The 26,784-nt window shown below is 66.9% G+C and carries 27 protein-coding genes; 15 read left to right on the top strand and 12 right to left on the bottom strand.

The genetic code is table 11. The features are described 5' to 3' along the window. Positions 1–36: 36 nt before the first annotated feature. From DIE11_RS04955 to DIE11_RS04945, 3 genes are all read right to left on the bottom strand, one after another. Positions 37–483, bottom strand: coding sequence for a MarR family winged helix-turn-helix transcriptional regulator (locus DIE11_RS04955; RefSeq protein WP_124622256.1), 447 nt, complete (start codon positions 481–483; stop codon positions 37–39). Positions 484–754: 271 nt separating this feature from the next. Continuing rightward, complete coding sequence (locus DIE11_RS04950) at positions 755–2,131, bottom strand: ATP-binding protein (protein ID WP_124621931.1); 1,377 nt, start codon at positions 2,129–2,131, stop codon at positions 755–757. After that, complete coding sequence (locus DIE11_RS04945) at positions 2,128–2,790, bottom strand: response regulator (protein WP_059685844.1); 663 nt, start codon at positions 2,788–2,790, stop codon at positions 2,128–2,130. Before DIE11_RS04945 ends, DIE11_RS04950 begins: the two co-directional genes overlap by 4 nt. Before the next feature lie 226 nt (positions 2,791–3,016). Between DIE11_RS04945 and DIE11_RS04940 the strand changes: the two genes are divergently transcribed. The 6 genes from DIE11_RS04940 (at position 3,017) to DIE11_RS04915 (ending at position 7,689) form a co-directional block, all read left to right on the top strand. After that, positions 3,017–3,370 (top strand): YgiW/YdeI family stress tolerance OB fold protein, encoded by a 354-nt coding sequence (locus DIE11_RS04940; protein ID WP_124621929.1) that lies wholly within the window; start codon positions 3,017–3,019, stop codon positions 3,368–3,370. Between the two features lie 63 nt (positions 3,371–3,433). Next, on the top strand, positions 3,434–4,294 hold the full coding sequence (locus tag DIE11_RS04935) for a MurR/RpiR family transcriptional regulator (protein WP_124621927.1): 861 nt from the start codon (positions 3,434–3,436) through the stop codon (positions 4,292–4,294). Positions 4,295–4,353: 59 nt separating this feature from the next. After that, entirely contained in the window at positions 4,354–4,791 is a 438-nt protein-coding gene (locus DIE11_RS04930; RefSeq protein WP_124621925.1) for an N-acetyltransferase, read from the top strand. Positions 4,792–4,910: 119 nt separating this feature from the next. Further along, a complete protein-coding gene (locus DIE11_RS04925; RefSeq protein WP_124621923.1) occupies positions 4,911–5,771 on the top strand; it encodes an oxaloacetate decarboxylase in 861 nt (286 codons plus the stop codon). 333 nt (positions 5,772–6,104) lie between these two features. After that, entirely contained in the window at positions 6,105–6,371 is a 267-nt protein-coding gene (locus tag DIE11_RS04920) for a YodC family protein (RefSeq protein ID WP_059600151.1), read from the top strand. 151 nt (positions 6,372–6,522) lie between these two features. Next, positions 6,523–7,689, top strand: coding sequence for a cytochrome P450 (locus DIE11_RS04915; RefSeq protein ID WP_124621921.1), 1,167 nt, complete (start codon positions 6,523–6,525; stop codon positions 7,687–7,689). A gap of 28 nt (positions 7,690–7,717) precedes the next feature. Here DIE11_RS04915 and DIE11_RS04910 read toward each other — a convergent pair whose 3' ends face one another. Together DIE11_RS04910 and DIE11_RS04905 are read right to left on the bottom strand one after the other, a co-directional pair. Next, positions 7,718–8,044, bottom strand: a complete 327-nt coding sequence (locus tag DIE11_RS04910; protein ID WP_059600150.1) for a superinfection immunity protein — start codon at positions 8,042–8,044, stop codon at positions 7,718–7,720. Positions 8,045–8,136: 92 nt separating this feature from the next. Further along, positions 8,137–8,556, bottom strand: a complete 420-nt coding sequence (locus tag DIE11_RS04905) for a rhodanese-like domain-containing protein (protein ID WP_124621919.1) — start codon at positions 8,554–8,556, stop codon at positions 8,137–8,139. Between the two features lie 111 nt (positions 8,557–8,667). On the opposite strand from DIE11_RS04905, the gene ftrA reads away from it, so the two are divergent. Together ftrA and DIE11_RS04895 are read left to right on the top strand one after the other, a co-directional pair. Beyond that, positions 8,668–9,642, top strand: coding sequence for a transcriptional regulator FtrA (ftrA, locus tag DIE11_RS04900; protein WP_124621917.1), 975 nt, complete (start codon positions 8,668–8,670; stop codon positions 9,640–9,642). Between the two features lie 172 nt (positions 9,643–9,814). Then, a complete protein-coding gene (locus tag DIE11_RS04895) occupies positions 9,815–10,549 on the top strand; it encodes a hypothetical protein (RefSeq protein ID WP_124621915.1) in 735 nt (244 codons plus the stop codon). Between the two features lie 66 nt (positions 10,550–10,615). Here DIE11_RS04895 and DIE11_RS04890 read toward each other — a convergent pair whose 3' ends face one another. Together DIE11_RS04890 and adiC are read right to left on the bottom strand one after the other, a co-directional pair. Then, positions 10,616–12,955 carry an Orn/Lys/Arg decarboxylase N-terminal domain-containing protein gene (locus tag DIE11_RS04890; protein ID WP_124621913.1) on the bottom strand — a complete coding sequence of 780 codons (2,340 nt, stop codon included), beginning with the start codon at positions 12,953–12,955 and terminating at the stop codon, positions 10,616–10,618. Between the two features lie 3 nt (positions 12,956–12,958). Continuing rightward, a complete protein-coding gene (gene adiC, locus DIE11_RS04885) occupies positions 12,959–14,485 on the bottom strand; it encodes an arginine/agmatine antiporter (protein ID WP_124621911.1) in 1,527 nt (508 codons plus the stop codon). 585 nt (positions 14,486–15,070) lie between these two features. Here adiC and DIE11_RS04880 point away from each other — a divergent pair. The 4 genes from DIE11_RS04880 to DIE11_RS04865 all read left to right on the top strand — a co-directional run bounded on the left by DIE11_RS04880 (position 15,071) and on the right by DIE11_RS04865 (position 18,926). Next, positions 15,071–16,525: a M20 family metallopeptidase gene (locus DIE11_RS04880; protein WP_059600144.1), complete on the top strand. Its 1,455-nt coding sequence runs from the start codon at positions 15,071–15,073 to the stop codon at positions 16,523–16,525. Between the two features lie 65 nt (positions 16,526–16,590). Next, positions 16,591–17,700: a malate/lactate/ureidoglycolate dehydrogenase gene (locus DIE11_RS04875; RefSeq protein WP_124621909.1), complete on the top strand. Its 1,110-nt coding sequence runs from the start codon at positions 16,591–16,593 to the stop codon at positions 17,698–17,700. Next, complete coding sequence (locus tag DIE11_RS04870) at positions 17,697–18,104, top strand: TfoX/Sxy family protein (RefSeq protein ID WP_124621907.1); 408 nt, start codon at positions 17,697–17,699, stop codon at positions 18,102–18,104. The genes DIE11_RS04875 and DIE11_RS04870 overlap by 4 nt, the downstream gene beginning before the upstream one ends. Before the next feature lie 243 nt (positions 18,105–18,347). Next, positions 18,348–18,926 carry an NnrU family protein gene (locus DIE11_RS04865; protein WP_124621905.1) on the top strand — a complete coding sequence of 193 codons (579 nt, stop codon included), beginning with the start codon at positions 18,348–18,350 and terminating at the stop codon, positions 18,924–18,926. Positions 18,927–19,100: 174 nt separating this feature from the next. On the opposite strand, the gene DIE11_RS04860 is transcribed toward DIE11_RS04865, so the two are convergent. From DIE11_RS04860 to DIE11_RS04850, 3 genes are all read right to left on the bottom strand, one after another. Further along, the gene (locus tag DIE11_RS04860) at positions 19,101–19,838 is read right to left on the bottom strand and encodes a sulfite exporter TauE/SafE family protein (protein WP_124621903.1); all 738 of its coding nucleotides are present in this window, start codon (positions 19,836–19,838) and stop codon (positions 19,101–19,103) included. A gap of 209 nt (positions 19,839–20,047) precedes the next feature. Continuing rightward, a complete protein-coding gene (locus DIE11_RS04855; protein WP_124621901.1) occupies positions 20,048–20,626 on the bottom strand; it encodes a DUF488 family protein in 579 nt (192 codons plus the stop codon). Continuing rightward, positions 20,623–20,850, bottom strand: coding sequence for a DUF2945 domain-containing protein (locus tag DIE11_RS04850; protein ID WP_059600140.1), 228 nt, complete (start codon positions 20,848–20,850; stop codon positions 20,623–20,625). Before DIE11_RS04850 ends, DIE11_RS04855 begins: the two co-directional genes overlap by 4 nt. A 524-nt stretch (positions 20,851–21,374) precedes the next feature. Between DIE11_RS04850 and DIE11_RS04845 the strand changes: the two genes are divergently transcribed. Continuing rightward, positions 21,375–22,331: a PDR/VanB family oxidoreductase gene (locus DIE11_RS04845; RefSeq protein WP_124621899.1), complete on the top strand. Its 957-nt coding sequence runs from the start codon at positions 21,375–21,377 to the stop codon at positions 22,329–22,331. Positions 22,332–22,535: 204 nt separating this feature from the next. Here the strand turns inward: DIE11_RS04845 and DIE11_RS04840 are convergent, their stop codons facing one another. Then, positions 22,536–23,462: a collagen-like triple helix repeat-containing protein gene (locus tag DIE11_RS04840; RefSeq protein WP_185633724.1), complete on the bottom strand. Its 927-nt coding sequence runs from the start codon at positions 23,460–23,462 to the stop codon at positions 22,536–22,538. A gap of 368 nt (positions 23,463–23,830) precedes the next feature. On the opposite strand from DIE11_RS04840, the gene DIE11_RS04835 reads away from it, so the two are divergent. Beyond that, positions 23,831–24,277 carry an Rrf2 family transcriptional regulator gene (locus DIE11_RS04835; RefSeq protein WP_124621895.1) on the top strand — a complete coding sequence of 149 codons (447 nt, stop codon included), beginning with the start codon at positions 23,831–23,833 and terminating at the stop codon, positions 24,275–24,277. 54 nt (positions 24,278–24,331) lie between these two features. Beyond that, the gene (locus DIE11_RS04830; protein WP_221622447.1) at positions 24,332–25,321 is read left to right on the top strand and encodes an FAD:protein FMN transferase; all 990 of its coding nucleotides are present in this window, start codon (positions 24,332–24,334) and stop codon (positions 25,319–25,321) included. A gap of 106 nt (positions 25,322–25,427) precedes the next feature. Here the strand turns inward: DIE11_RS04830 and DIE11_RS04825 are convergent, their stop codons facing one another. After that, complete coding sequence (locus DIE11_RS04825) at positions 25,428–26,783, bottom strand: MFS transporter (protein WP_124621893.1); 1,356 nt, start codon at positions 26,781–26,783, stop codon at positions 25,428–25,430. Position 26,784 lies beyond the last annotated feature (1 nt).

Here is a 26,784-nt window from a genome sequence, read left to right as displayed (position 1 = left end):
GGAGCACTCCTGCAAGTAATTGGGTCGATGGCGCGATCATGCCTGCCCGTTCGGCGCATGAGCGCCGGACATCGTCGACAGCACGCGAATCGCCGCATCGAGATCGGCCGAACTGAATTGACCGGCGATGTCGCGGACATGCTGCTGCCATTGCCCGACCACCGCCTGGTAGGCGGCGGCACCGCGCGGGGTCAGCGCGTACAACGGAGAGCGCTTGTGCGTCGGGTTCGGCAGCGGTTGCACCAGCCCTTCTTCCACGAGCACGTTGATCTGTTTCAGGACGGCCTGCCGCGTGATGCCCATGGCGTCGGCGATCTGCGGGACGTTCGGGGCTTCCGGCGCCATCGAGATGGCGCCCAGCACCTGCCAGCGCGCGCTGGTCAGGCCGTGCGGTGCGGCAAAGGTATTGCCCCATTCGATCAACAGGCCGTTCAGGCGGAAGACGGACAGCGCGACGGCAGTCAGCTTGGCGGGTTTCGTCATGGTCGGGATGTGCGATAAATTGACAACCAATTTACGTAATGGGTAACTGGTTGTCAATCTTGTCGTGGATCGCCACGGCCGGGCGGGCGTGGCAGGAGAGGGGATCGGTACGCGATGTCGCGTCCGGACGTGAGCGTGTGCGGCGCGGTCTGGCGCATTCGCTGCGCACGACCGACAAACCCTTTCGGATCAATCGCTTGTCGTCGTTAGCGGCCGGTTGTCCACAAGCTTGCCAACACAATCTGTGGAAAAGCCGCCCGTCGGGCGAGCGTCAGGCCGGCACGGGAAAACGCACCGTCACGGTCAGCCCGCGCCCGCCTTGCGTCGTGCCGAGCGCGACCGTCGCGCGATGCTGTTCGGCGATCCGCTTGACGATCGACAGGCCGAGCCCGCTGCCCGACGACGTGGCAGCCTGCGCGCCTTCGCCGCGATAGAAGCGCTCCCATACGTCCTTGCGCTCGGCTTCCGGAATGCCGGGGCCGTCGTCGGCGACTTCGAGCACGGGCGTCGCGCCGTCGAGGCGCGCGGACACGTCGACGCGCGCGCCGTCGCCCGCATAGCGGATCGCGTTGTCGACGAGGTTGTTCAGCAGCACGCGCAACGTGTCCATGTTGCCCGTGGCCATCACCGGCGACGCCACGATCGCGCCGAGGTCGATCCGGTGCGCATCCGCGACGCGCGTGCGGTCGGCGACCACCGAGCGGCACAGCGCGGCGAGATCGACGCTCGCGGATGCCGCGGCGGACGCCTGCGCGTCCGGTTCGAGGCGCGCGAGTGTCAGCAACTGCTCGGCGAGGTGGCCGAGGCGTGTCGTGCCGGCCTGGATCTGCGCGAGGATCTGCTCGCGCTCGTCGGCCGTCGACGCGCGCCGCAGCAATTGCGACTGGATCGACAGCCCCATGATCGGCGTGCGCAACTCGTGCGCGGCATCGGCGATGAAGTGCCGCTGCAGCGTGAACGAGCGGTCGAGCCGCGCGAGCAGGTCGTTGATCGCTTCGGCGAGCGGGCGGACCTCGTTCGGCATCGACGCGACGTCGACGGGTTCGAGATTGTTCGCATTCCTGCGCTTAAGGCCGGATGCGATCGTGCGCAGCGGCCGAAGCCCCGCGCCGATGCCGAACCACAGCCCGATCGCGAGTACGGGCAGCATCGAGAACACCGGCCACAGCAGGTGCACCGCGATGCCCGCGATCGCTTCCCAGCGCGCATGGCGCGCCTGCGCGAGCCGGATCGTCGTGCCGCCGCGTTCGGTCACGTAGGTGCGCCACGGCTGGCCATCGACGTCGACGCTCCCGATGCCCGTCTGCGCGGGCGGCGGCAGCTCGGACTTGCGATCGGTCGAGTAAACCAGCGTGCCGTTGCGCCAGACCTGCAGCAGCACCGCGTCGGGATCGCTGGCCTCGAATTCGTGCTTGCCGTCGCCGTGATTGCGGAACGACAGTTCGCCGTCCGGGCCGACGACGATCTGCTTCGACATGCTGCGCATCTGGTCGTCGAGGAGATCGTCGAGCTCGCGCAGCGCGCCCCAGTAGGTGCCCGCACTCGCGACCAGCCCGATCACGCACGCGGCCGGCAGCAGCCACATCAACAGGCGCCGCCGCAGCGATGCGCTGCGCCAGCGCGCGATCGCGTGTTGCAGACGCGTCATGCGCCGTCACCGATCCGGTAGCCGACGCCGCGCACCGTGCGGATCATGTCGTGGCCGAGTTTCTTGCGCAGGTTGTGGATGTGCACCTGCACCGCGTTGCTCTCGATTTCCTCGCCCCAGCTGTACAGCCGTTCCTCGAACTGTTCGCGCGAGATCACCGCGCCGGGGTCGCGCATCAGTTCTTGCAGCAGCACGAATTCCTTCGGCGACAGCGTCACTTCGTCGTCGTTGAGCCACACCAGGTGCTTGACGGGATCGAGGCGCAGCGGGCCGATCGCGAGCGTCGTCTGCGCGCGCCCCGCGTGGCGGCGGTTGACCGCGCGAATGCGCGCGAGCAGTTCCTCGAGCACGAACGGCTTGACGAGGTAGTCGTCGGCGCCGCTGTCGAGGCCTGCGATGCGGTCCGGCACGCCGTCGCGCGCGGTGATGATGATCGCGGGCAGGGTTTCGTCGCGGCGGCGCAGCGACGCGAGCACCGACAGGCCGTCGCGGTTCGGCAGCCCGAGGTCGAGCAGCAGCAGGCCGTAGCCGGTCGAGCGCAGCGCGAGCGTCGCGGCGTCGCCGTCCTTGACCCAGTCGACCGCGAAGCCTTCCTGTTTGAGGCCCTGTTCGAGCCCGCTGCCGATCAGCGGATCGTCCTCGACGAGCAGTACGCGCATGGATTCGTGTCTGTTGGCGGGCGTGGCGCCCGGGGTTCCCATGATAAGCGCAGGTGCCTTAGGCCGAGCTTAAACACGGGCGCTTCCGTGCGTTCGCGCACCGAAACGCCGCGACGGCATGCCGCGGGGGACGACCTTCAGGTTTGCTTAATCTTACGCTCCGTAATCTCGGGCCGTCGCGTTCAACGGGAGCGCGACGTACTCGAATAACTGGAGGAACGAGATCATGAAACACCTGACGAGAATCCTGGCGGTCGCGCTTGCCGTGCTGCCCGCCGCCGTCTACGCGGAATACACGGGGCCGTCCACGCTGACCACGACGACCGTGAAGGAACTGCTCGCGAACGGCAAGGACGACCAGCACGTGCAACTCCAGGGGCGCATCGTCAAGCATACCGGCGGCGAGGACTACGAGTTCGCCGATGCAACCGGCACGATCCGCGTCGAGATCGACAAAAAGCTGTGGGCGGCCGGCCAGCCCGTCAGCGACAAGAGCGAAGTGAAGCTGACCGGCGAGTTCGAGCGCAAGTGGTCGGGCAAGGTGAAGGTCGACGCCGATCACGTCGAAGTGCTGCGCTGACCGGTGCACCGGTGCACACGGGGCCGGTGATACCATGGACGACCGGTTCCCGTTCTCACCAAGATGGCTGCCAATTTCGATGAACTCGCGTCCCGGATCCGGGCGCAATTTTCCGAACTGAGCCCGCAATTCCAGGCGGGCGCTGCATTTCTGCTCGATCATCCCGACGAGGTTGCCACCTCGTCGATGCGCAAGGTCGCGCAGCGCGCGCAGGTTCAACCCGCGTCGCTCGTGCGGCTCGCGCAGCAATTCGGTTTCCCCGGCTGGAACGAGCTGCGCGACCTGTGCGTCGCGCGCGTGCGCACGCGTCCCGAGCCGCTCACGCAGCGAGCGCGTTCGCTCGTGCGGCCCGACGCGAAGGCGTCGCTCGCGCACGACCTGCTTGCCGCGCAGCAGCACAATCTCGCCGCCACCTCCGCCCAGAACGAGCACGCGCTCGCCGACGCCGCGAAGCTGATCCGCAAGGCGTCGCACGTGCACGTCGCGGGGTTCCGGTCGTGCTATCCGGTCGCGTTCGGATTCGTGTACGGCTACCGGCTGTTCCGGCCGACCGTGTCGTTGCTCAACGGCGTCGCCGGCTCGCTCGAGATGGAGCTGCGCACGATCGCGAAGCAGAGCGTGACGGTGATCATCAGTTTCGCGCCGTATTCCGCGGAAGCGACGCGTGTCGCGCAGGCGGCGAAGGCGCAGGGCAGCAAGATCGTCGCGATCACCGACAGCGCGGTGTCGCCGATCGCGCTGCATGCGGACGCGCAGCTGATCTTCACGCACGACAGCCCGTCGTTCTTTCCGTCGCTGGTCGCCGCGCATGCGATGGCCGAGGCACTGGTCGCGCAGTTGCTGGCGCTGGAAGGCAGCGATGCGATCACGGCGCTCGAGCGCACGGAAGCGGAACTGCATGCGAAGGGCGCCTACGTGGTGTAGCCGCGCGCGGGTCCGGCCGTCTTGCCATCTCCCGTTTTCTTCCTGATTCGACGTAACCGATGACGCTCACCTACGACGTGACCGACGCCGGCGACGCGAACGTCCGCAAGCAGATCGCGGCGCCGCTCGTCCGGTTCAACGAAAGCCAGGCCGGCCCGATCGATTTCCGGCCGCTGGCCGTGCGCGTGACCGACGCCGACGGCACGGTCGTGGGCGGCCTGTGGGGCAGCACGGCGTTCGGCTGGCTGCATGTCGACCTGCTCGTCGTGCCCGAGGCGGCGCGCGGCCAGGGGGCCGGCTCGCGCATCATGGATCTCGCCGAGGCGGAAGCCGTCGCACGCGGCTGTCACGGCGCGTGGCTCGACACGTTCGACTTTCAGGCGCAGCCGTTCTACGAAAAGCGCGGCTATGTCCGTTTCGGCGAGCTGCCGGATTACCCGACCGGGCATGCGCGCATTTTCCTGACGAAGACGCTCGGTCCCCGCGCGGCGGCGTGACCGGCGGCACACCGCGCCGCGCGCGAGGCCCCGGCATCCACATCGATATTTCAGCGCGCCCTGAACCGTCGCGGTACCGCGCGCGCGTATGCTGACGTCTCCATTCCGAGGAGACTTCGATGTCCGATTCCAACGTGCAGTTTCGCCAAGCCGAAACCTTCCGCGCGCTGCACACGCGGCCCGGCGCCTTCATCATCCCGAACCCGTGGGATGCCGGTTCCGCCCGGCTGCTCGCGATGGCCGGCTTCGAAGCGCTTGCCACCACGAGCGCCGGCTTCGCCTTTTCGAGAGGGCGGCCCGACAACGCGATCGATCGCGACGAAATGCTCGACCACATCGCCGAGATCGTCGCCGCGGGCGGCCTGCCGGTCAGCGCCGATCTCGAGAACGGCTTCGGCGACGCGCCTGACACGGTCGCCGAGACGATTCGCCTGGCGGCCGACGCCGGCGCGGTGGGCGGCTCGATCGAGGATGCGACCGGCCGTGCCGATGCGCCGATCTACCCGCACCACGAGGCGGTCGAGCGCATCGCGGCGGCGGTCGACGCGGCGCGCTCGCTGCGGTTTCCATTCACGCTGACCGCGCGCTGTGAAAACTACCTGCACGGCCGCTCCGACCTTGCCGACACGATCGCGCGGCTGGTCGCATACCGCGACGCGGGCGCCGACGTGCTCTACGCACCCGGCGTGACCGATCCCGACGAGATCGCGGCGGTCACGCGCGCGGTCGGCGCGCCGGTCAACGTCGTGATGGGGCTGCAGGGCGGGTTGCTGAGCCGCGAGGCGCTCGCGGCGCTCGGCGTGAAGCGCGTCAGCGTCGGCGGCGCGCTGGCGCGGGCCGCATTCGGCGCGTTCCTGCGCGCTGCAACGGAAATGGCGCGCGACGGCACATTCACGTTTACGCAGGCGGCGGTGCCGGGACGCGACCTCAATCGCTGGTTTTCGGCGCCGGACAATTCGCCCGTGCGGTTCGAACAATGAGCGCCGATAAAACGTGGGAACGTTTCCAGCCGGAAACCGATTGACAGTAATCAATCGAAACCACCGCCGATTTGAAGTTCGATGACGGCGCGAAATTCATCGTTTATTCTCTGCACTCCGGTTGTTTGACCATAATCGGCGCGCAAGCCGCGCCGATTATGGTGCCAGAAGCCCGCCACGCGAATCGGTGCCGCGTAGTGTTGCGATTTTCAGGTCGATGTTTTCGGGTATTCGGGAGTTGCCGGTTATTTATTGGATTGGTAATCTGCCGCGTATCCGAATGACCTGTCAGCGGGCCGCCGGAAAATGAATATATAAAAAATCGAGAGAGCGATGAAAATCCGAGAAAATCACAGCAACGGCTTTCGCGTCGGCGATGTCGTGACGCTGAAAACCGGTGGGCCGCGCATGACCGTCACCTATGCCGGGCCGGTCGTGTTCGACGATGCCGACTGGCTGATCTGCCAGTGGTTCGACGACGGCGGCCGCTTCCGGCAGGAAATGTTTCATCACGAAACGGTGGTGCCCGAACCGCGTGCGATTTCCGCTGGGCGCGTCCGCCTGCGCATGCAGGCGCACCGCTACCGGTCGGCAGCCTGACGCCACGTCCGTCACAGCGCCGCGTCGCTTGCCGCCCGTGGGTTGCTGCGTCGCAGCACTCCGCGGTGCCGGCATGGGCATGAGCGCGACATCCGCGACATTTCACGTCAACCTGAAACATGCGGTGGCCCGGCGCGCCGATACTGCACGCATGAACCCGACCAATCCGATTGCCGCGGTCACGCACCGCGATCCCTACCCTTACTACTCGACGCTCGTCGACGGGCCGCCGCTCGCGTTCGACGCCTCGCTCGGCCTGTGGGTCGCGAGCCGGGCGGCGAGCGTGACGGCCGTGCTCGGTCACCCGGCGTGCCGCGTCAGGCCGCTCGACGCGCCGGTACCGCCCGCATTGCGTGGGACGACGGCGGGCGCGCTGTTCGGCGAACTGGTGCGCATGAACGACGGCGCATTGCGGCACGACGTGCCGAAGCAGGCGCTGCGCGCGGCGTTCGCGCCGATCGACGTCGACGCGTTGCGCGAGCGGGCCGCGCAACTCGCCGGCAGCCGGTTGCGCATGCCGCACGACGCCGATGCACTGAACGCGTGGTGCCTGACGGTGCCCGTTTGCGCGGTCGCCGATCTGCTCGGCTTCGACGACACGCAGCTCGACGAAATCGCCGCGCTGGTCGTCGACTTCGTCGCCGCGCTGTCACCGCTGTCGGACGATGCGGCACTGGCCCGCGCGAGCGAGGCCGCGCGGCAACTGCTCGACCGGATGACGGAGCGTGTCGCGCGCACGCGCGCGCAGGACGGCTCATGGGTCGCGGCGATTCAGCGGGCGGCCGGTGCCGCGGGTTGGCACGCGAGCGGCGCGCTCGTCGCGAATCTCGTCGGGTTGCTGTCGCAGACGTGCGAGGCGACGGCCGCGTGGCTCGGCAATGTGCTGGTCGCGTGGGACGCAACCGATGCCGAACGCACGCTGCCGGATGCCGCGATGCTCGAGGCATTCGTCGCCGAGGTCGGCCGATTCGATTCGCCGGTGCAGAACACGCGCCGCTTCGTCGCGTCGCGCACGACGATCGAAGGCGTGACCGTCGATGCCGGTGCGGCCATCCTGGTCGTGCTCGCGGCGGCGAACCGCGATCCGGCCGTGCACCGCGAGCCGGACCGATTGCTGCCGGGCCGCGCGCCGGGGCCGAACTTCGGGTTCGGCACGGGGCCGCACGGCTGCCCGGGCGAGCGGATCGCGCGGGCGGTGACGGCGGGAGCGTTCGGGGCGTGGCTGCGCGCGGGCGGTGAGGCGCCGCGCGAGAGGCTGGTGTGGGACTACCGGGCCTCGACCAACGTCAGGATGCCGAAGTTCGGCACGGCGAGGTAAGGCAAAGTAAAGGGAACAGCGGGACTGCCTAGCGGCAACCTTGCTTCTCGGCCCATTGCTCCTGGGCGGCGACGCGGCGCTGCACGCGTTCGACGAGGCCGGTCGAGAAAGTCCGCATGCTGATGCCGCGGCGCTTCGCGAGGATGGCTTGCGCGACATCGGTTTGCGGGTTCGGCTGGCATGCCCAGTAGAGCGTCATCAGCCAGCCGATGCCCGTCCACGCGAACAGGGCGTTGAACATTGCGATCGTCAGCCTGTCGTGCCGGCCGCGCCGGTCGGCGACGATGGCCGGAAGAAAATAGAGCGCGATCGCCGCGACCGAGCCGGCCATCTGAATCAGGACTGCGTGTTCCATGTTGCTGCTCCATCCGAGAACTGCAATGTGGCCGATTGTCGCGCTTTTTCCGTTCGTGTGCCGGCAATTGATTGTTGCGTTTTTAATGACGATCAGCGCGCGGCGACGTCCTCCGGTTGGACTTCGTTGCACAACGCGAAACCTTCGTCGAGCCAGCCGGTGACCCCGCCGATCATCAGCTTCACCGGGCGGCCGAGGCGCGCGAGCCGGATCGCCGCGCGTGCGGCACCGTTGCAGTGCGGGCCGGCGCAGTAGACGACGAACAGCGTGTCGGCCGGGTGGTCGGCGAGCTTGCCGGCGACGATCTTGCGGTGCGGCAGGTTGCGCGCGCCGGGCACGTGGCCGGCGGCAAACTGTTCCGGCCCCCGGACGTCGAGCAGTACGAAATCGGGCGAGCCGGACGCAAACGCGTCGTGCACGTCCCAGCAATCGGTCTCGAAGCGCAGCGAGGCTTCGAAGTGCGCGAGGGCGGCGGCGCTGTCGGCGGCGGGGACGTCGGTGACGTAAGACATGAAACGCGCTCCTGAAAGACGGCGCGGAATGCGCCGGGATGAAGGGCAGTATCGCGGTTCGGCGGCCATCGCGGCAGTGGCGCGATCGACAAGTTCCGGTAACATCGCGCCATGCACAATCATCTCGTCGTCGCGCTCGCCTACGATCGCCTCTGCACCTTCGAATTCGGCTGCGTGGTCGAACTGTTCGCGCTCGAACGCCCGGAACTCGGCGTCGACTGGTATCGCTTCGCCGTCTGCGCGAGCGAGCCCGGTCCCGTGCGCGCGGCGGGCGGCATCACGGTCGCTGCGCCGTACCGGCTCGCGATGCTCGATCGCGCGGACACCATCGTGATTCCCGGCTGGCGCGATCCGGACGAACCGCCGCCGGAGCCGCTGCTGAAGAAGCTGCGTGCCGCGCATCGCCGCGGCGCGCGGCTCTGTTCGATCTGCTCGGGCGTGTTCGTGCTTGCGGCGGCTGGCGTGCTCGACGGGCTCACCGTCACGACGCACTGGCGCTACGCCGACCGCCTGCAGGCGCGCTATCCGGCGCTGCGCGTGAATCCCGACGCGCTGTACGTCGACGAAGGGCAGATCGTCACGTCGGCCGGCTCGGCGGCGGGGCTCGACATGCTGCTGCATCTCGTGCGCCGCGACCACGGCGGCGCGATTGCGAACCGGGTCGCGCAGCGCCTCGTGCTGCCGCCGCATCGCGACGGCGGCCAGGCGCAGTTCGTGCCGCGACCGGTCGCACCGGGCGGCAGCGACCGGCTCGCGAAGCTGATCGACTGGATGCGCGCGCATGCGGCCGAGCCGCACACGCTCGCGTCGCTGGCCGCGCAGGCGGCGATGAGCACGCGCACGCTGCAGCGGCAGTTCGCGGACGCGACGGGGATGTCGCCGCTCGCGTGGCTGATCCGCGAGCGCGTGAACGTCGCGAAGGACATGCTCGAAGCGCATCCCGGGATGTCGCTCGCGCAGATTGCCGCGCGCGCGGGGTTCGGTTCCGAGGAGTCGTTGCGCCGGCACTTCCGGCGCGTCGCGGCGACGAGCCCTGCCGCGTACCGGCGCGGAATGGATCGCGGCGTGAGGCCCACGGACGCGTGAGCGTCGCGCCTTGCTTCGCCACATCAGCGCCCTGCCGCCGTTCACTTCCTGCTGACTTCGAGCGCGCGTAAGATGGCGGTCGCCGTGCGGCGATCCGGTTCACGCGCGCCGCGCTTCCTGCGCCGCTGCAACCAGCCGCCATTCATCCATCACAACGACAAGGACAATCGCCATGGGCCTGCTGGGAAAGCTGTTCGGAAAGAAACCGCGTGATGAAGCGGCGACGCCCGCGCCGTCCGCGAACGACGCACCCGACGCATCCGACGCATCCGAAGGCGCGGACGATCAGAACGGCCCCGACATCGCGCCCGAGCTCGCGCCCGCGCTGAAGGCATTCCAGGCCGGCCGGCACGACGCCGCGATCGCGGCCGCCGCGCCGCACGCGGAGCGACTGGCCGATGCGGCGCGCCTGTGCGCGCTGTCGTACTCGGCGATGGAGCGTTATCCGGAAGCGTTTCCGTACTGGCTTGCGCTGTTCGACCGCGAGCCGAGCGCGCACAACGCGGTGCAGCTCGCGACGACGTCGGTGATGTGCGGCGAAGTGGAGCGCGGCGAGGCGTGGATGCAAAAGGCCGCCGAGATCAATCACGACACGCACGAGCAGTCCGACGTCGCCGCGCGCGTGAACTTCATTTCCGCGCTGATGCAAAGCGGCCACCTGCGCGAGGCGTTGCCGCATCTCGCGTGGGTGCGCGACGTGTACGGCCACGTGCGCATCACCGATTCGACCTTCCTCTACATGCGCGGCATTCCGTTCTTTTCGTCGTTCCTCGAGAACAGTCTCGACATCCTGAAGGCCACGCAGCCGGCCGATGCGATCGCGCCGTGGTACGGCGAACTGAAGGGCAAGCTCGACGAAGAAGGCGAAGCGCAGCTCGCCGAGTGGGTCGGTCGCTTGCCGGCATGACCGGCGAGTCGTCACGCGTCGCGACGCCGGCCGCGTTCTGCCGGCGCGGCGTCGCGGCGCGCATGCTCAGCGCGTGTTGGTGTCGCGCGCGGTTTTCTTGATGCACGCGATCCGGTACACGCCGTCCTCGACTTCGACGCCATGCGTGTCGTGCGTGAAGCCGGGGAAGCGCAGGTCGTATTGCTCGAGCGCCTTCAGGTAGCCGAGCAGCGGGCCGTCGGCGGGCCCCGCGTTCTCGCCGGGCATCAGCAGCGGAATGCCGGGCGGATAGGGCACGACGCCTGTCGCGACGGTGCGGCCTTCCATCTCGGACAGCCCCAGCATCTCGATGTCGTTGTGCACGAGATGCTCGAACGCCTCGGCCGGGCTGAAGTCGGGCTGCGGCAGCGTCGAGAAGCCGCGCGACATCATCTCGGTCGTCTTCAGGTCGCTCATCGCGCTGAACATCAGGTCGCACAGATCGCGCAGGCCGAGCTTGCCGTAGCGGTCCGGATAGCGCGCGACGAGTTCCGGCAGCGCCTGTTCGAGCGGCGCGTTCGCGTCGTAGTCGCGCTTGAAGTCGAGCAGCGTGTTGACGAGCGTGCCCCACTTGCCCTTCGTCACGCCGATCGAGAACAGGAACAGGATCGTGAAGTCGGTCGTCTTCTCGACGACGATCCCGTGCCGGTCCAGATACGCGGTGACGACCGACGCCGGAATGCCGACCGGCATCAGCCCGCCGTGCGGCGCGACGCCCGGCGTGACGATCGACACCTTGATCGGATCGAGCATGCAGTAGTCGTCCTCGATCTCGCCGAAGCCGTGCCACGTCTCGCCCGGATGCAGCACCCAGCACGACGGATCGGTGGCGAGCAGCGTTTCGTCCGCTTCATGGAACGGCACGCGCCGGCCCGTCTTGCGATCGACCACGGTGTCCGGCTGCCAGCCGTTGAAGAACCAGTCGTCGCTCTCCTCGCATTCCGCATGCAGCCGCGCGAGCATCCGGCGGAACGACACGGCCTCGCGGATCGCGTCGGTCGTCAGCGCCTCGCCGCCGGGGCCGTCCATCATCGCGGCGCTCACGTCGTTCGACGCGATGATCGCGTAGTTCGGCGACGTCGACGCATGCATCATGTATGCCTCGTTGAAGCGTGCATGCTCGATCGGATTGCGGCCGTCGCGGACGTGGATGAACGACGCCTGCGACAGCGCCGCGAGCAGCTTGTGCGTCGACTGCGTCGCGAACACGGTCGGCTTGCTCGCGTCGTGCTGCGACGGATCGCCGTGCATCGCGTGACGATCGCGGTAGATCGGGTTGAAGCGCGCGTAGCCGTACCACGCTTCATCGAAATGCAATCGGTCGACGCTCTGGCCGAGCAGTTCCTCGACGCGCGCGACGTTGTAGCAGAGGCCGTCGTACGTCGAGTTCGTGATCAGTGCATGCACGGGCGTCGGATCGATGCCGTCGCGCCCGCGCACCAGCGGGTTCGCGTCGATCGCGAGGCGCACGGCGGCGGCCGTGAGCCGTTCCGGCATGATCGGCCCGATGATCCCGTAATGGTTGCGTGACGGGATCAGGTAGGTCGGAATCGCGCCGGACATCGTCATCGCGTGCTCGGCCGACTTGTGGCAGTTGCGGTCGCACAGCGCGACCTGGTTGCGCGTGACGCTCGCCATCAGGATCACGCGGTTCGACATCGACGAGCCGTTCGTCACGTGATACGTGCGGTGCGCGCCGAACACGCGCGCCGCGTAGCGTTCGCTTTCGCCGATCGGACCGGAGTGGTCGAGCAGCGAGCCGAGTTCGCCGACCGAGATCGACAGGTCCGAGCGGAACAGCGCCTCGCCGAAGAATTCGAAGTACGCGCGGCCGACCGGCGATTTCAGGAACGCGGTGCCGCCGGTATGGCCCGGCGTGTGCCACGAGTATTCGTACACGCGCGAGAACTGCGCGAGCGCGCGGAACATCGGCGGCAGCACGGTTTCGCGGTAGCGTTCGATCGCGGCGACGATCCGCCCGCCGATGAACGCGGTGGTGTCCTCCAGCATCCAGATGAAGTCGTCGGCCTTGCGCATCGCGTCGACGGGAATCGCGGCTGCGCTCGCGCGGCTCGCGAGCAGGAACACCGGCACCGTCGCATTGCGCGCGCGCATCGCGTCGAGCACGGCCTGGGCGGGCGCATGGGCGGGATCGTTGCCGAGCTCCCAGTTGAGCAGCAGGCACTGGATCGCCGGATCGGCGTCGACCACCGCGCGCGCGTCGTCGGCGGAGGTCGCGATCACGACGTCGACGAGCCGCGTGCGCAATTCTTCGACGAGCGCGGTGGCCGCGCGTCCGGTGGCGGTGCGTTCGTCGATGTCGTGCTGCACGAGCAGCGCCTTCATGCCGAGGCGACGGAACGCCGGTTGGGTCAAGGAAGCGGTCATGGGTCATTCCCCCGTTTGCTGGGTTGCCTGGACGCCCGCGGCCGGCGAGCGTGCGTGAAGGATGTCGGCCGTGTGTCGGCCCACGGAGATCCAGAAGGTCGCGACGAGCGCGGCGATGGTGATGCCGAGCGCGAGGTAGCGCACCCAGCGCGGCGAGCGGCCGCCCGGATGGATATGGGTTTCCTCGATTTCGCGCTGACGGTTGATCGACAGCTCGTAGAACACGATCGTCGCGATCACGAAGATCAGCGACCAGCGCGTCTGCTGGCCGTCGGAGCCGACCATCGCCCACAGCGCGTAGACGGCGCCGATCAGGCCGACGATCGTGTAGAAGGTGAACTGGTGCGACGGCATCTTGCCGTAGCCGAGCACCTTGATCGCGATGCACGAGTAGATGTATGGCAGGAGCGTCATGATCACGGCGATCGACGCGATCTTGCCGAACTGCTCGCTCGCGCTCGGCGACATCGTCGCGAGCACCTGCACCGACATGATGACCGCGACGATCGCAAGGCCGGCCGACGGCACGTTCTTCGAGTTGACGCGGGCGAACACGCCGGCGAACAGGCCGTCGTCGGCCGCGGCCTTCGCGGTCTGGCCGACCAGCAGCGTCCAGCCCGCGAGCGAGCCGAGGCAGCCGAGCGCCGCGCAGATCGCGACCGCGTTCGCGGCGGTGTCGCCGAGCGCGAGGCGCGCGGCATCCGCGAACGGCGCGCTCGACGCGAGCAGTGCCTTGTTCGGGATCATCCCCATGATCACGGTCGAGCTGAGCACGTAGCAGACGGCCGCGAGCACGACGCCGCCGACGGTCGCGATCGGCACGTTGCGCGACGGGTTTTCGACGACACCGGCCGACACCGACGCGCTCTCGACGCCGATGAACGCCCACAGCGTGAAGTTCAAGGTCGCGCCGATCGCGCCGAAGCTGCTCGCACCCGACACGTTCCAGCCGGCGAAGTACACGTCCTTGCTGAACCAGAACCAGCCGAACACGGCCATCCCGAGGATCGGCACGAGCGCGAAGATCGTCGTGACCGACTGCACGCGGCCGACCACGTTCGGTCCGAGAATGTTCGCGTAGGTGAACAGCCAGATCACGAAGATCTGCGCGAGCGCGAATACCAGCGGGTCGCGCAGCATCGGGAAGAAGTGCGTGAGATAGCCGAGGCCGGCGACCGCCAGGCCGACGTTGCCGAGCACGTTCGCGAGCCAGTAGATCAGATTGGTCTGGTAGCCGATGTACGGGCCGAACGACTTGCGCGCATACGCATACGGGCCGCCGGCGGCCGGGTCGATTGCCGCGAGCTTCGCGAACACCAGCGCGAGCGACACGGCGCCGACGACGGTGATCAGCCAGCCGAAGATCGCGATGCCGCCGGTGGCGGCGAGGTTCGCGGGCAGCATGAAGACGCCGGAGCCCATCATGTTGCCGGCAACCATCAGCGTGGCGGGGATGACGCCGATTTTCGGCGTGGCGGTCGCGGCTGGCGCGACGGTGGAGCGGGAGGGGGACGAGCTGGCATCGGACATGCGAGGCTCCTTGAATGATCGTGATGCGGTTGAGGTGGCGCGGCCCGGCGCCCGTCGACGATTCCGGAATGGTCCGTCGTTTTATTGAACGACAGCATCTTATCTCTTAATTGAATTCGAGTAAGAGTAAACGATGTAATTTAGTATCTTGAATATTGATTCTCATCATTGATGAAGATGAAATGTCATGGTGCGACACGATGGGGGCGCATGGCCCCGCGCGGCGGGCTTGAGCCGGCCCCGGTCATGTTCGCGGGCGAGGTATCGTGAAAATCGAACGGATTATTGGTTTTTTGCCGAACTGGTTAATTCAATTTATGGGCTGAATGACTCGGAAAGTCCTGATTGAATTGGTCGGTTATTATCGAGCGCTCGAAATGCGCTCGCCGGCGCCCGTGATTGTTTTTACCGAACGGTGATTCCGATGACGATGCCGCCTTCCCGCAGGCCGTTTGAGCGGGCGCGCCAGGCGCTGCGGGAAACGGGCCCGAACGGGCACCTGAATACGACCACGGAAAGCACCCCTGGGGCGGGGGCATCGGCGTATCATCCGGTTTTTCGTCAGCCCTATCCAGGCACCCCACCATGACCTCCGTCGACACTACCCCCGTCCTCGACCATGACAAGCTCGTTACCTTCGTCGAGCGCAAGTGGAACGATGAAATTCTCCACGCACTGACCGACTACATCGCGATCCCGGCGAAGAGCCCCGCGTTCGACCCCGACTGGGCGAAGCGCGGGTATCTCGAGCGGGTCGTCACCGATGCCGCGCAGTGGGCCGAACGCCAGCCGGTGAAAGGCCTGAAGCTCGAGATCGTGCGCTTGCCCGGCCGCACGCCGGTGATCTTCTTCGAAACGCCTGCGACGCGCTCGGGCAGCACCGACACGATCCTGCTGTACGGCCACCTCGACAAGCAGCCCGAATTCGACGGCTGGCGCGCGGACCTCGGCCCGTGGACACCGAAGTACGAGAACGGCAAGCTGTACGGCCGCGGCGGCGCGGACGACGGCTATGCGATCTACGCGAGCCTCGCGGCGCTCGGCGCGCTCGACGAGCAGGGCGTCGAACGGCCGCGCTGCGTCGGCCTGATCGAGACCTGCGAGGAGTCGGGCAGCTACGACCTGCTGCCGTACGTCGACGCGCTGCGCGACCGGCTCGGCCAGGTGTCGCTCGTCGTGTGCCTCGATTCGGGCGCGGGCAACTACGACCAGATGTGGCTCACGACGTCGCTGCGCGGGCTGGTGTCCGGCGACCTGCAGGTCGAGGTGCTCGAGGAAGGCGTGCACTCCGGCGTCTTCGGCGGCATCGCGCCGTCGAGCTTCCGCGTGATGCGCCAGCTGTTCGAGCGCCTGGAAGATGCGAAGAACGGCAACCTCCTGCCGGGCGTGTTCCATTGCGAGATTCCCGACAGCCGCGTGCGCGAAGCCGACACGGCCGCCGCGATCCTCGGCGACGCCGTGTGGAAGGGGCTGCCGTGGGCATGCGGCGCGGACGGCAAGCCGGTGCTGCCGACCACGACCGATCCGCGCGAGGCGCTGCTGAATTCGACGTGGCGTCCGTCGCTGTCCGTGACAGGCGCGGCCGGTCTGCCGGCGCTCGCCGACGCGGGCAACGTGCTGCGTCCGCGCACCGCGTTCAAGCTGTCGCTGCGCCTGCCGCCGCTCGTCGACGCCGCACAGGCCGTGCAGCAGCTGAAGGAACTGCTCGAACTCGATCCGCCGTACAACGCGAAGGTCACGTTCAAGCCGGACGCGGGCGCCGCGACCGGCTGGAGCGCGCCGGATCTCGCGCCGTGGCTCGCGTCGTCGCTCGACGCCGCGTCGCGTCGCCACTTCGGCGCGGACTGCGCGTACATGGGTCTCGGCGGCACGATCCCGCTGATGAACGTGCTGCAGGCCGGCTTCCCGTCCGCGCAGTTCATGGTGTGCGGCGTGCTCGGGCCGAAATCGAATGCGCACGGCCCGAACGAGTTCCTGCACGTGCCGTACGCGAAGAAGCTGACCGCGGCGGTGGCGGACGTGATCGCGTCCGCGCGCTGAGCGTTCGCGCTGCCCGACCCGAACGGATTCGACCGGATTCACCCCGACCTCACGGAGCCTTGCCGATGACCGCGCTGCCGACTTCCGATACCGACCCGCTGAGCATGCGCGCCGAACCGCTGCATGCATTCGTCGCGGCACTCTGGGAGCGGGCCGGCAGCAGCGAGCGCGAGGCGCGGCTCGTTGCCGATCACCTGGTCGGCGCGAATCTGGCGGGGCACGATTCGCACGGGATCGGGATGATCCAGAACTACGTGGCGTCGTGGCGGGAAGGGCAGCTGCAATTGAACGGGCACGCGTCGATCGTTCGCGACGGCGGCGCGGTGCTGACGATCGACGGCGGGCGCGGCTTCGGCCAGGTGATCGCGTTCGAGGCGATGGTCGAAGGGATCGATCGCGCGCGACGCATGGGCATCTGCGCGATCGGGCTGCGCGACGTCCATCACCTCGGCCGCATCGGGCACTGGGCCGAGCAGTGCGCGCGCTCGGGGCTCGTGTCGTTCCATTTCGTCAACGTGCCGGGCGACCTGCTCGTCGCGCCGCTGCACGGCACCGATCCGCGTTTCGGCACGAATCCGTTCTGCGCCGCGTATCCGCGCGCGGGCCGGCCGCCGCTGCTGCTCGATTTCGCGACGAGCGCGATCGCGTATGGCAAGACGCGGGTGGCATACAACCAGCGCAAGCGCGTGCCGGCCGGGTCGCTGATCGATCATCGCGGCCGGCCGACCGACGATCCGGCAGTCATGCACGAGCAGCCGTTCGGCTCGCTACTGCCGTTCGGACTGCACAAGGGTTATGCGCTGGCGGCGATGTGCGAGATCTTCGGCGGCGCGCTGGTCGGCGGGCATACGACCTACGGCGGCACGCTGCAGAAGACGAGCGCGATCGTCAACGGGATGCTGTCGGTGCTGATCGATCCGAACGCGTTCGACGCGGCCGATGCGGAGCGCGAAGCCGATGCGTTCGTCGAATGGGCGAAGGCGTCGCCGCGGGCGGGCGACGCGCCGGTGCGGATGCCCGGCGAGCCGGAGGAGGCGAGCCGCGCCGCGCGCGGCGCGGACGGCATTCCGGTCGATCGTGCGACGTGGCGGCAGATCCGCGAGAGCGCGGCGGCCGTGGGCTTCGACGACGCGGAACTCGACGTGTGGACGCAGCGCTGCACGGGGCTCGCATGAGCTGGCAATCGGAGAAGGCGCACGGCGAGGAGATCGCGTGTCGGCTCGCGCCGCTCGGCAACGTACAGGTCGTGCGGTTCTTCAGCGGTGCCGCGATGCGGCTCGACGGCGTGATGTTCGGCTTCATGTCGCGCGGGTCGCTGTTCCTGCGCGTCGACGACGTGAACCGTCCCGCGTTCGTCGCGGCGGGGATGGGGCCGTTCTCGTATGAGCGTCCCACGCGCACCGTTGCACTCGAGGGCTATTACGAAACGCCGGCCGACGTGCTCGAGGACACGGGCGCGCTGTTCGACTGGTGTCGCGGCGCGTATCGCGCGGCGCTGCTGGCCGGGGCGCCGAAGCGCAAGGCACGGCCGAAGTCGAAGCCGGCGCCGACACCGGAAGCGACACGCAAGCGCACCTAGCGCCGAGCGTACGGCGGCGCATTTCCTTTCCTTGCTTTCGATCCACCGCGTGTGCACGCAAGCGCCGGGTTTGACGCACCGCATGTTCCGGCTGCTTCACAACGGCGGCCCCGGCGTTTATGATCGGCGCGATTGCGTCCATGCCCGGCGCAACCCGAGCCGGTCTCGCTGCCGGCCTCGCGAACGGCGCATCGAAAGCCGCGCGAATGATTCCCAACTCATCGTTCCAGACGGAGATAGCCGATGCTCGTCCTGATTCTCGGTTTAGCGATCTTCCTCGGTGTGCATTCGATTCGGATCGTCGCGGACGGCTGGCGATCCGCGACCATCGAGCGGATCGGCGAGAAACGCTGGAAGGGCCCCTATGCGATCGTGTCGATCGTCGGCTTCGTGCTGATCGTCTGGGGTTACGGGATTGCGCGCCAGGGCGGGACGCTGCTGTGGGTGTCGCCCGTCGGCATTCGCCATCTCACCGGCATGCTGACCGCGATCGCGTTCGTGCTGATCGCCGCGTCCTACGTGCCGCGCAACCGCATCAAGACGCTCGTCGGCCATCCGATGGTGGCCGGCGTGATGGTGTGGGCGATCGCGCACCTGCTCGCGAACGGCACGCTGCACGCGGTCGTGCTGTTCGGCGCATTCTTCGTGTGGTCGCTGGTCGATTTCGTCGTGTGGCGCGCCCGCGATCGCCTCGACGGCGTCCGCTATCCGGCGGGCAGGCTGTCGGGCGATGCCGTGACGATCGTCGCCGGGCTCGTCGTATGGGCCGTCTTCGCGCTGTTCCTGCACGGCCCGCTGATCGGCGTGCGGCCGTTCGGCTGAACGCACCCGCCTGCAAGGATCGAAGCGCTCGGCGCGCAAGTCGTCGCAAGCGCCCGCGACATCGAGGCGGGCGCGTGACTCCGCCAGCGCTCGGCGCACGGCCGCTTGCCCATTGATTGCGAATCCGTCGCGACCGACGGCGTGCGTGCCATCCGCGCGCTCGGCGCGTGTGCGTCAGATCGGTTTGACGAACAGCCCGACGGTCAGCGCGGCGCCGATGCAGACGATCGCGATCCGCAGCACGCGCTCGTTCACGCGGTGCAGCGCCCACGCACCGAGCAGGCCGCCGACGATCGCGCCGCCGCCGAGCGCGATGGCCTCGCGCCAGTGCAGGTGCGGCGAGGTCACGAACAGCACGACCGCCGACGCGTTCATCACGCCAGCGAGCGCATTCTTCGTCGACATCGCGTGACGCGGCGACAGGCCGGCCATCGTCAGCGCGGCCATCATCAGGAACCCGATGCCGCCGCCGAAGTAGCCGCCGTAGATCGCGATCAGGAATTGCGAGATCGCGGCGGTGACGGGGCCGAGATGCTGCGTGCCGGCGCCGGGCCTGCGGAAGAAGCTGCCCCACGCGAACACGACCGTCGCGAACAGCACGAGCCACGGCACGAGGTGCGAGAAGATCGACGACGGGGTTTTCAGCAGCAGCAGGCCGCCGAGCGCGCCGCCGACCACGCTGATCGCGAACAGCGCGCGAAACGACAGCTTGCCCGCGCCGCGCACCATGTTCCGGCTCGCCCAGCCCGTCGTGACCTGGCCGGGGAACAGCGCGACCGTCGACGTGATGTTCGCCGCGAGCGGCGACATCCCCGACACGATCAGCGCGGGCAGCGTGACGAACGAGCCGCCGCCCGCGAGGGCGTTCTGCAGGCCGGCCCACAGGCCGGCGATGATGATGAGGGCGAGCATCGGTGCGGGAGTGCAGAGGTGGCGGGGCGCGCGCGTACGCGCGGTGGACGCACGATGGTAATGCAGGATCGCGGCGGCGCAAAGCGGGGTGAGCGTGCAGCGTATCGGGTGCGCAGCGGGCACGGTCGATCGACGTGGGCGTTGCATCGGGTCTGCGCACCTTCACGCTTTCATGCCGTCACGGCATCACGCGCACGATCGGTGACGCGTCACGCGGTCGGCCGCGCGCCAGCTTCGTCTGCTGGCGCGTCGCCTTCGACGTCCGGATAGACGATCGTCCCGTCGTCCCGGATCGCCGCGCCGGCCGTGAGGCGCGCGGGCTCCACGCGATTCGGGCCCATGATGTGCAGCACCGTTTCGCCGCGCGCAATCAGGTAATCGGACACGATGCGCCGATGACAGCGCCACCACACGGCTTCCGAACACATGATCGCGCAGCGCTGCCGGTGCCCTTGCGCGATCAGCCGGTCGAGGCCCGTTCGAAACTCGAGCGACAGCGCGTAGTCGGCGTAGCGATGGAAGCTGCGGTTCGTCCAGAAGCCGTTGACCTCGTCGGGCACGCCGCGCGACTTGCCGCGTAGTCCGCCGAGTGCCGCGATGTGCTCGTACGTGATGTCGACCGCGGCCAGTGCGGCGGGGAGCGTTGCTTCGTTGAACTGCGGATTGGTGCGCGAACGCGTCATCTTCCGGATATCGGCCAGCAGCGCGATATCGACCGCGTCGAGCATCCCGACGAACGCGTCGAGCGTGCGGTTCGAATGGCCGATCGTGTAGAACGGGAGCGTCACGTGTCGTCCTTGTCGGCAATGCGTTCGAGCACGCGCCCGCGATGCGCGGCGATGTGGTCGGTACGATCGCTCTTGATCTCGTATTGCGGATCGTCGGGCGACGCACGGTGGCGATGGCCCTTGTAGTCGAAATCCTGCGTGTGGATCGCGATGATCGTGCCGGTCACGTAACCGGCTTCGGAATTCCAGCGGACGTGGTCGCCCGGCTTGAACAGCGTCGTCATGCGGGGAGCCTCCTTGCCTCGGTGCGGTGTCGTCGGCCGCTGCCGTACGCATTATCGGCGCCGGCCGCGCATGGAGAAAGATACTGAGGGCGGGCGCAAGCGTCATGCCGGCACCCGACGAGGCTTTCATTTATCCGACGATGCGTGCCCTCAAGTCTCTGGAACTAAGTTTCACCCGCCAAATTTCTGGGGGCATCCAGTTCGCACAGGCGCGCGATGCAAAGCAGCAGTTTTTTAACCTCGGACTCTAACTGCAGTCCGGATTAAAACCGGGGCAGGTCAGGGAGCGCTGCTTTTTTTCGCTCTCGATTGGCCTCAGCTATTTGGTCGTTTATGGTGTGAAGGAGGAGGCATTCGAAAGGCGAGGGGACCTCGACAATGAACGCAGCCAAGTATCGATCGATCGAGCGTATCGTGATCCTGCGCGATGCCAGATCGGTCGCTGACGTAAAAAAGGGGCGGCGCTCTGGCGGTTTCCGGGCTGGGGCGTAACGGAAGCATGCACTCTTCAACGAAATCATCGTATGCGAACGATTCCTGTCAGAGTCGCCGCAAAGACGCGCGAGACGGACGATGTCGTCCGGCTCGAACTCGAAGCGACCAACGCATTCGCGCTGCCCACATTCGATGCGGGTGCACACATCAACATAACGATTCGTCCCGGCCTTGCGCGAGCGTACTCGTTGTGCAACGCGCCCGGCGACGGGGATCGTTACATGATTGCTGTGCAGCGCGCGCGCACCTCGCGCGGCGGGTCCGCCACGTTGTGCGAGCAGACCGAGGTCGGCGACACTATCCTGATCAGCGAGCCGCTGAACACGGTGCGGCTCGTCGATGCGAAGCGGACGTTACTGTTTGCGTACGGGATTGGCATTGCACCCGTGCTGAGTATGGTCGCGACACTTGCTCGCCGCGACACGAGCTTCGAGATTCATTATTGCGCACGCTCTGTGCGGCATGCCCCGTTTCTGCCGTTCCTTCGCGCGGCTGCTTACGCGCAGTCGGTTCGGACGTATTTCGGCAATGATGGCGACGGGCCCTGGTTCGACGCCACATCGGCACTCGGAATGCCCGACGGCGACAAGCACGCGTATGCGTGCGGCCCCGCGCATTTTACCGCACATGTCGTGCAGGCCGCGGCCGCCGCGGGCTGGAACGTATCGCACGTCCACCCGGAGCATTTCTCGCAGGACAATACCGAACGGTTGCGCAACCGCGAATTCGACGTGAAGATCGCAAGCACCGGTCACGTGTACCGGGTGCCGGCTGACCTGTCGGTCTGCGCGGCTCTGGCGCGGCACGACGTCAGAATTCCAACATCGTGCGGCGATGGAGTTTGCGGCACCTGCACGACGAAGATACTCGAGGGGACAGTTGAACATCGCGACTTCTATTTGACGTCACGCGAGAGGGCGATGAACGCACTCTTCACACCTTGCTGCTCTCGCGCCGTGACCGATCTTCTGGTGCTGGATCTGTAGACGTGGCGCCGTCTCCCGCGGCATGCGTCAACAGTCATCCGAATCGACAGAAAGATGATGCGTTGATGCGACCCGAGATGCCAATTCGTGATCGTTACGTCGACGAGCCTGGTTTCGTTGCGCGGTCCGGATCGGCAACCGTCGTGTCGCGCCCGACGCGCATCATCGGCCGCCGCCTGCCTGCCGGACCGGCGCAACTCACGCTTATCTGGTGGCCGACGCAAGACCGCCAAGCAATGACGTGACTGGTGCGAGCAGCGATCCCGAGCCGCCCAGCAGCGAAGTAACGGGGCCGAGCGGCGAACCGGTGCCGGAGCCGCCGATGATCGAGGTAACGGGGCTCAGCAGGCTCGTGCCGGAACCTCCGAGGACAGAGGTAACAGGATTCAGCAAGCCCGAGCCGGAGCCGCCGAGGATCGAGGTGACAGGGCTCAGCAGGCTCGTGCCGGGGCCGCCCAGGACGGACGTAACTGGGCTGAGCAGGCCGCTCGTCCCGCCGACGCCACCGAGCGACAGCACTGGGGCGAGCGTCGTGTCGACCGTCGAGGTGATCGTCTGGATCGGTCCGGAAGCAAGCAGCGGCGATGCAACACCACCGGCGGTGCTGACGATACTGCCGACGGTCGTCACCACGCCGGCGACGGGTGTCGTGACGACCGCAAGCGGTGCGAGTTGGCCGCTACCGAGCGAGCCAACCACGGTTGCAACGCCGCCGATCGGCTTCGATAAATCCGTGACGACTGGCCCGAGCCCGGCGACTGTTGTGCTGACCGGCTTCGATGACGACAAGCCGTTGGACAACGTACTGCCGGTCGCGCTCACCACGGCACCGACGCCGGACACGGTCTGTCCGGCGCCATTGGTGACGCCGGACGGTACGCCGGGAACGGTCAACGACGAGACGCTCGAACCGAGGCCGCTGACGACATTGCCGGCCGTCGACACGACGCCGCCAACAGTTGATCCGACGACCGATGCGGTGCCGCTCGATGGAGTTGAAGATGGCGACGATGTGCCGTCTGAGCCGCAGCCCGCAAGCAGGAGGCTCGTCAGCAGCGCGGTTGTGTGGAGGCCGGCACGGGTCCGGTGGTAAAGCGATCGATATGTACTTTGATTCACGATGGACTCCAAGTGACTTGCGCACTTCGGTGGTTGGTCGCGCAACTTCGCGAGCGGTCTGCCCGCACAATCGGGGACGGGCTTTTCGCTTGTCAGACTCGCCTTCGGAAGGCCATCACTATCCGCAAGACATATGCCAACGAAAGCCGAGTCGGGCGCGTCCGCACGCACTCCCGGTTGGGAGCCGCGCCGTATCTGATCGAGGCCGGGAATTTCACATGCATACGGGAATGTATGGATGTAGAATTATTATTCTGCCCTCTATAAAGTAGTGCATTAAATACCTCTTAAAGTGCGAAGGTGGCTGAAATGCACTGTAAGTGTGCTTGTCTCAAGGCTTCAAAGTAATATCGACCAGGTCTATTCAATGCGAGGACCCCATGCGACTGACCGTGCACGCCGACTATGCGCTGCGTTTGCTGGTTTACCTTGGAACCAGTAGCGACGAGCTCTGCAAGATCAAGGACATCGCCGATTCTTACGGCATCTCCAAGCATCATCTGGTGAAGGTGGCGCAAGCACTTGCAGCAGAAGGCTTCATCGAGACGGTGCGCGGCAGCGGCGGCGGTGTCCGTTTGCTGCGCAAGGCGGAGAAGATCACGATCGGCGAAGTGGTCAGAGCGACAGAGCCGGATTTTTTTCTCGTCGAATGCCTTGATCGCACCAATCCGCTTTGCCGGATCGATTCCGCCTGCATCCTGAAAGGCGCGTTGCGCGAAGCACTGGACAACTTTCTCGCCACGCTCGACAACTACACGTTGTCGGACGTACTGTCGAAAAAACCGAAGCTCGGCCGCCTGCTCGGTATCCCGCTCGTCGCCGCATAAAGTGGTATGAAAAATGCTCCTAAGTTGCACGATATGTGCGACAGGAGCCAATGAGTGAATGACGACGATGCAGTTGCAGTACTGGCCAATATCCGGTTTCCCGCGATGGGCACGCAAATCGGCGTGACGGTCGTCGGTGACGATCGCGACGTACCGATCGCGAGAAGCGCGGTCGACGATGTCCGCACCGCGATGTTGGCCTTCGGTAGGGATTTCTGGGCATGGGGCGACGGTCGCCTCGCTGCACTGAACCGCGAGCTTGCCGCGGGACGAGCGATCACGATTCCACACGACATGCTTGAGCTGTTCGCGCTTGCCTGGCGTCATCGTCAGTCCACCGATGGTCGTTACGAGCCGCGAATCGGTGAATTGGTGCGTCTCTGGGGGTTTCACGACGTTGACGCGCCCGGTAGCCAGCCGCCGGCTCGGGACGAAATCGGTCGACTCCTGCAGGCGATCGCGGATGCACCGCATTACGACGGTGGTGGCAACTATGGGCCGGCGCCGGGCGTTGCGTGGGATTTCGGCGGCATCGGAAAGGGATTCATTGTCGACCACTGTCTCGATCTTCTTTCGACGCGCGGCTTCCGCCACACGATGATCGATGCCGGCGGCAACCTCGCGGTGCGCGGCCGGCGCGGCGAACGTCGCTGGCGTGTCGGCATCCGCGATCCGCGCGGCCACGCCGGCCAGCAACAACTGCTTGCCGCGCTGGACGTCGAGAGCGAAGCGGTCGTCACGCACGGCGACGATCAACGCTTCTTTGAATACCAGGGCGAACGATATGCACACGTGCTCGATCCGCTGATCGGCCGACCCGTGCGTGGGCTCCGCTCGCTGACAGTCGTGGATCGAGACGCGACGCGCGCGGACGCGGAGGGCGCTGCGCTCTACGTGGCCGGCGCGAATGGCTGGCATTCGCTGGCCGCACGGCTCGGCTTCGACCAGGTGATGGCCGTGCTGGACGACGGCAAGGTCGTCGTTACGCGCGAACTGGCGCGCCGACTGGTGTTTGCCGACGGCATCACGATCGATGTCGTCTGATTGGCGACCACATTGCCGAAACGGCCACGCTCCGCATTCGATATGGATGCGGAGCGCGGCACATTGCCGCTCGACAGAGTGGCGCAAGGTCGCGAATGGCCGGCCGTCAACTCTTGATCGGCAGAGGTGACGGCATCGACCAGCCGAGCCATTGACGACGCAGCACGATGACAAGGACGAGCGCGAATGCGGCGATTGCACCGAAGATCCCGAACCCAGCCTGATACGTGCCAGTGGATTCCTTCGCGATTCCCATGATCACCGGCAAATAGAATCCCCCAATCCCGCCCGCCGCGCCGACTACGCCGGACATCAGGCCTGTGCGGCCCTTCCAGCGGTGCGGAACCAGCTGAAACGTGGCGCCGTTGCCAAGACCGAACGATGCGTACAACACGATCATCAGCCCGATCGTCGTGCCATAGCCCGGCTGCGCAAACCAGAACGTGAGGTCGCATAGTGAGATGATCGCGAGCAGCGCGGTCAGCGCACGCACGCCGCTGACGCGATCGGCGAGGCCGCCTCCGAACGGCCGAAGCAGTGCGCCAACCAATGCGAACAGCGCCATCAGCATGCCGGCGGTGATCTTGCTCGTGCCGTATGCGGTCGTCAGCAACGTGCTCACGTACGATGACATTCCGACATAGCCGCCGAACGTGATGCTGTAGACGAGCATTACGACCCAGGTATCGCGTTCGCCGAGCACCGCACGGTGCGAGCGCGGCAACAGCAACACCGCGAGCATTGCGCCCAGTGCCGGTACCAGCAGCACGCCGGCGCGCCCGGTGCCGAATGCTCCGGCATGGACCGCATAGACGAGCGCGAGGAGGCCGGCAATTGTTGCGACGAAGCCTATCATCGCCGGCCTGGCGCGATCCTGCTTCGGCGCCGGATCGACGGCCCAGAAGAGAATCGCGATTGCGGCGACCGCAAGCAGCGGTACGGCGGCAAACATTGCGTTGCGCCAGCCGAACGACTGAGCGAGCCCGGGGAACAGAAAGCCGTCGAGCACCGCGCCGATATTGCCGGCTGCGGCAAGCCCGAGCACGAGGCCCTGCATCCGGGGCGGGTAGTTTGCGCCTGCCATCGGCAGCGCGATGGCGAAGCTTGCACCGCCGACACCGAGGAACACGCCGAGCAACAACAATGTGGTATACGACGGCGTCATGGTGAGCGGCAGGATCAGCGCCGGCAGCGAGGATAGTATGATGCCGGCGAGCGCGATACGGCGGCCGTCGATCGCCTGATAGAGGTTGCCGAACGCAACGCGCAGAATCGCGGCCGACAACACCGGCACCGCAACCAGGAATCCCTGCTCGGCGGGTGTCATGAGCAGCGACTTGCCGATGAATGGCGCGAGCGGGCCGTAGATCACCCAGACCGTGAAGCCGGTGTCGAAATACAGGAAACATGCGAGCAGCGCACGCCAGTTGCCGCTCTTCAGTGAATGCCAAAGGTTTTGCATC

Source organism: Burkholderia sp. Bp9012 (assembly GCF_003853825.1).
Classification (GTDB): Bacteria; Pseudomonadota; Gammaproteobacteria; order Burkholderiales; family Burkholderiaceae; genus Burkholderia; species Burkholderia diffusa.
This window is presented reverse-complemented; position numbering and strand designations above follow the sequence as displayed.

Excerpts from the sequence above, each read along its gene's own strand:
- DIE11_RS04905 (WP_124621919.1), bottom strand. The coding sequence starts at position 8,556 with ATGTCTTACGTCACCGACGTCCCCGCCGCCGACAGCGCCGCCGCCCTC.
- DIE11_RS04835 (WP_124621895.1), top strand. The coding sequence starts at position 23,831 with ATGCGACTGACCGTGCACGCCGACTATGCGCTGCGTTTGCTGGTTTAC.
- DIE11_RS04880 (WP_059600144.1), top strand. The coding sequence starts at position 15,071 with ATGACCTCCGTCGACACTACCCCCGTCCTCGACCATGACAAGCTCGTT.
- DIE11_RS04870 (WP_124621907.1), top strand. The coding sequence starts at position 17,697 with ATGAGCTGGCAATCGGAGAAGGCGCACGGCGAGGAGATCGCGTGTCGG.
- DIE11_RS04890 (WP_124621913.1), bottom strand. The coding sequence starts at position 12,955 with ATGACCGCTTCCTTGACCCAACCGGCGTTCCGTCGCCTCGGCATGAAG.
- adiC (WP_124621911.1), bottom strand. The coding sequence starts at position 14,485 with ATGTCCGATGCCAGCTCGTCCCCCTCCCGCTCCACCGTCGCGCCAGCC.
- DIE11_RS04860 (WP_124621903.1), bottom strand. The coding sequence starts at position 19,838 with ATGCTCGCCCTCATCATCATCGCCGGCCTGTGGGCCGGCCTGCAGAAC.
- DIE11_RS04920 (WP_059600151.1), top strand. The coding sequence starts at position 6,105 with ATGAAAATCCGAGAAAATCACAGCAACGGCTTTCGCGTCGGCGATGTC.
- DIE11_RS04945 (WP_059685844.1), bottom strand. The coding sequence starts at position 2,790 with ATGCGCGTACTGCTCGTCGAGGACGATCCGCTGATCGGCAGCGGGCTC.
- DIE11_RS04910 (WP_059600150.1), bottom strand. The coding sequence starts at position 8,044 with ATGGAACACGCAGTCCTGATTCAGATGGCCGGCTCGGTCGCGGCGATC.
- DIE11_RS04915 (WP_124621921.1), top strand. The coding sequence starts at position 6,523 with ATGAACCCGACCAATCCGATTGCCGCGGTCACGCACCGCGATCCCTAC.
- DIE11_RS04875 (WP_124621909.1), top strand. The coding sequence starts at position 16,591 with ATGACCGCGCTGCCGACTTCCGATACCGACCCGCTGAGCATGCGCGCC.
- DIE11_RS04850 (WP_059600140.1), bottom strand. The coding sequence starts at position 20,850 with ATGACGACGCTGTTCAAGCCGGGCGACCACGTCCGCTGGAATTCCGAA.
- ftrA (WP_124621917.1), top strand. The coding sequence starts at position 8,668 with ATGCACAATCATCTCGTCGTCGCGCTCGCCTACGATCGCCTCTGCACC.
- DIE11_RS04825 (WP_124621893.1), bottom strand. The coding sequence starts at position 26,783 with ATGCAAAACCTTTGGCATTCACTGAAGAGCGGCAACTGGCGTGCGCTG.
- DIE11_RS04935 (WP_124621927.1), top strand. The coding sequence starts at position 3,434 with ATGGCTGCCAATTTCGATGAACTCGCGTCCCGGATCCGGGCGCAATTT.
- DIE11_RS04930 (WP_124621925.1), top strand. The coding sequence starts at position 4,354 with ATGACGCTCACCTACGACGTGACCGACGCCGGCGACGCGAACGTCCGC.
- DIE11_RS04955 (WP_124622256.1), bottom strand. The coding sequence starts at position 483 with ATGACGAAACCCGCCAAGCTGACTGCCGTCGCGCTGTCCGTCTTCCGC.
- DIE11_RS04950 (WP_124621931.1), bottom strand. The coding sequence starts at position 2,131 with ATGACGCGTCTGCAACACGCGATCGCGCGCTGGCGCAGCGCATCGCTG.
- DIE11_RS04865 (WP_124621905.1), top strand. The coding sequence starts at position 18,348 with ATGCTCGTCCTGATTCTCGGTTTAGCGATCTTCCTCGGTGTGCATTCG.
- DIE11_RS04845 (WP_124621899.1), top strand. The coding sequence starts at position 21,375 with ATGCGAACGATTCCTGTCAGAGTCGCCGCAAAGACGCGCGAGACGGAC.
- DIE11_RS04925 (WP_124621923.1), top strand. The coding sequence starts at position 4,911 with ATGTCCGATTCCAACGTGCAGTTTCGCCAAGCCGAAACCTTCCGCGCG.
- DIE11_RS04895 (WP_124621915.1), top strand. The coding sequence starts at position 9,815 with ATGGGCCTGCTGGGAAAGCTGTTCGGAAAGAAACCGCGTGATGAAGCG.
- DIE11_RS04940 (WP_124621929.1), top strand. The coding sequence starts at position 3,017 with ATGAAACACCTGACGAGAATCCTGGCGGTCGCGCTTGCCGTGCTGCCC.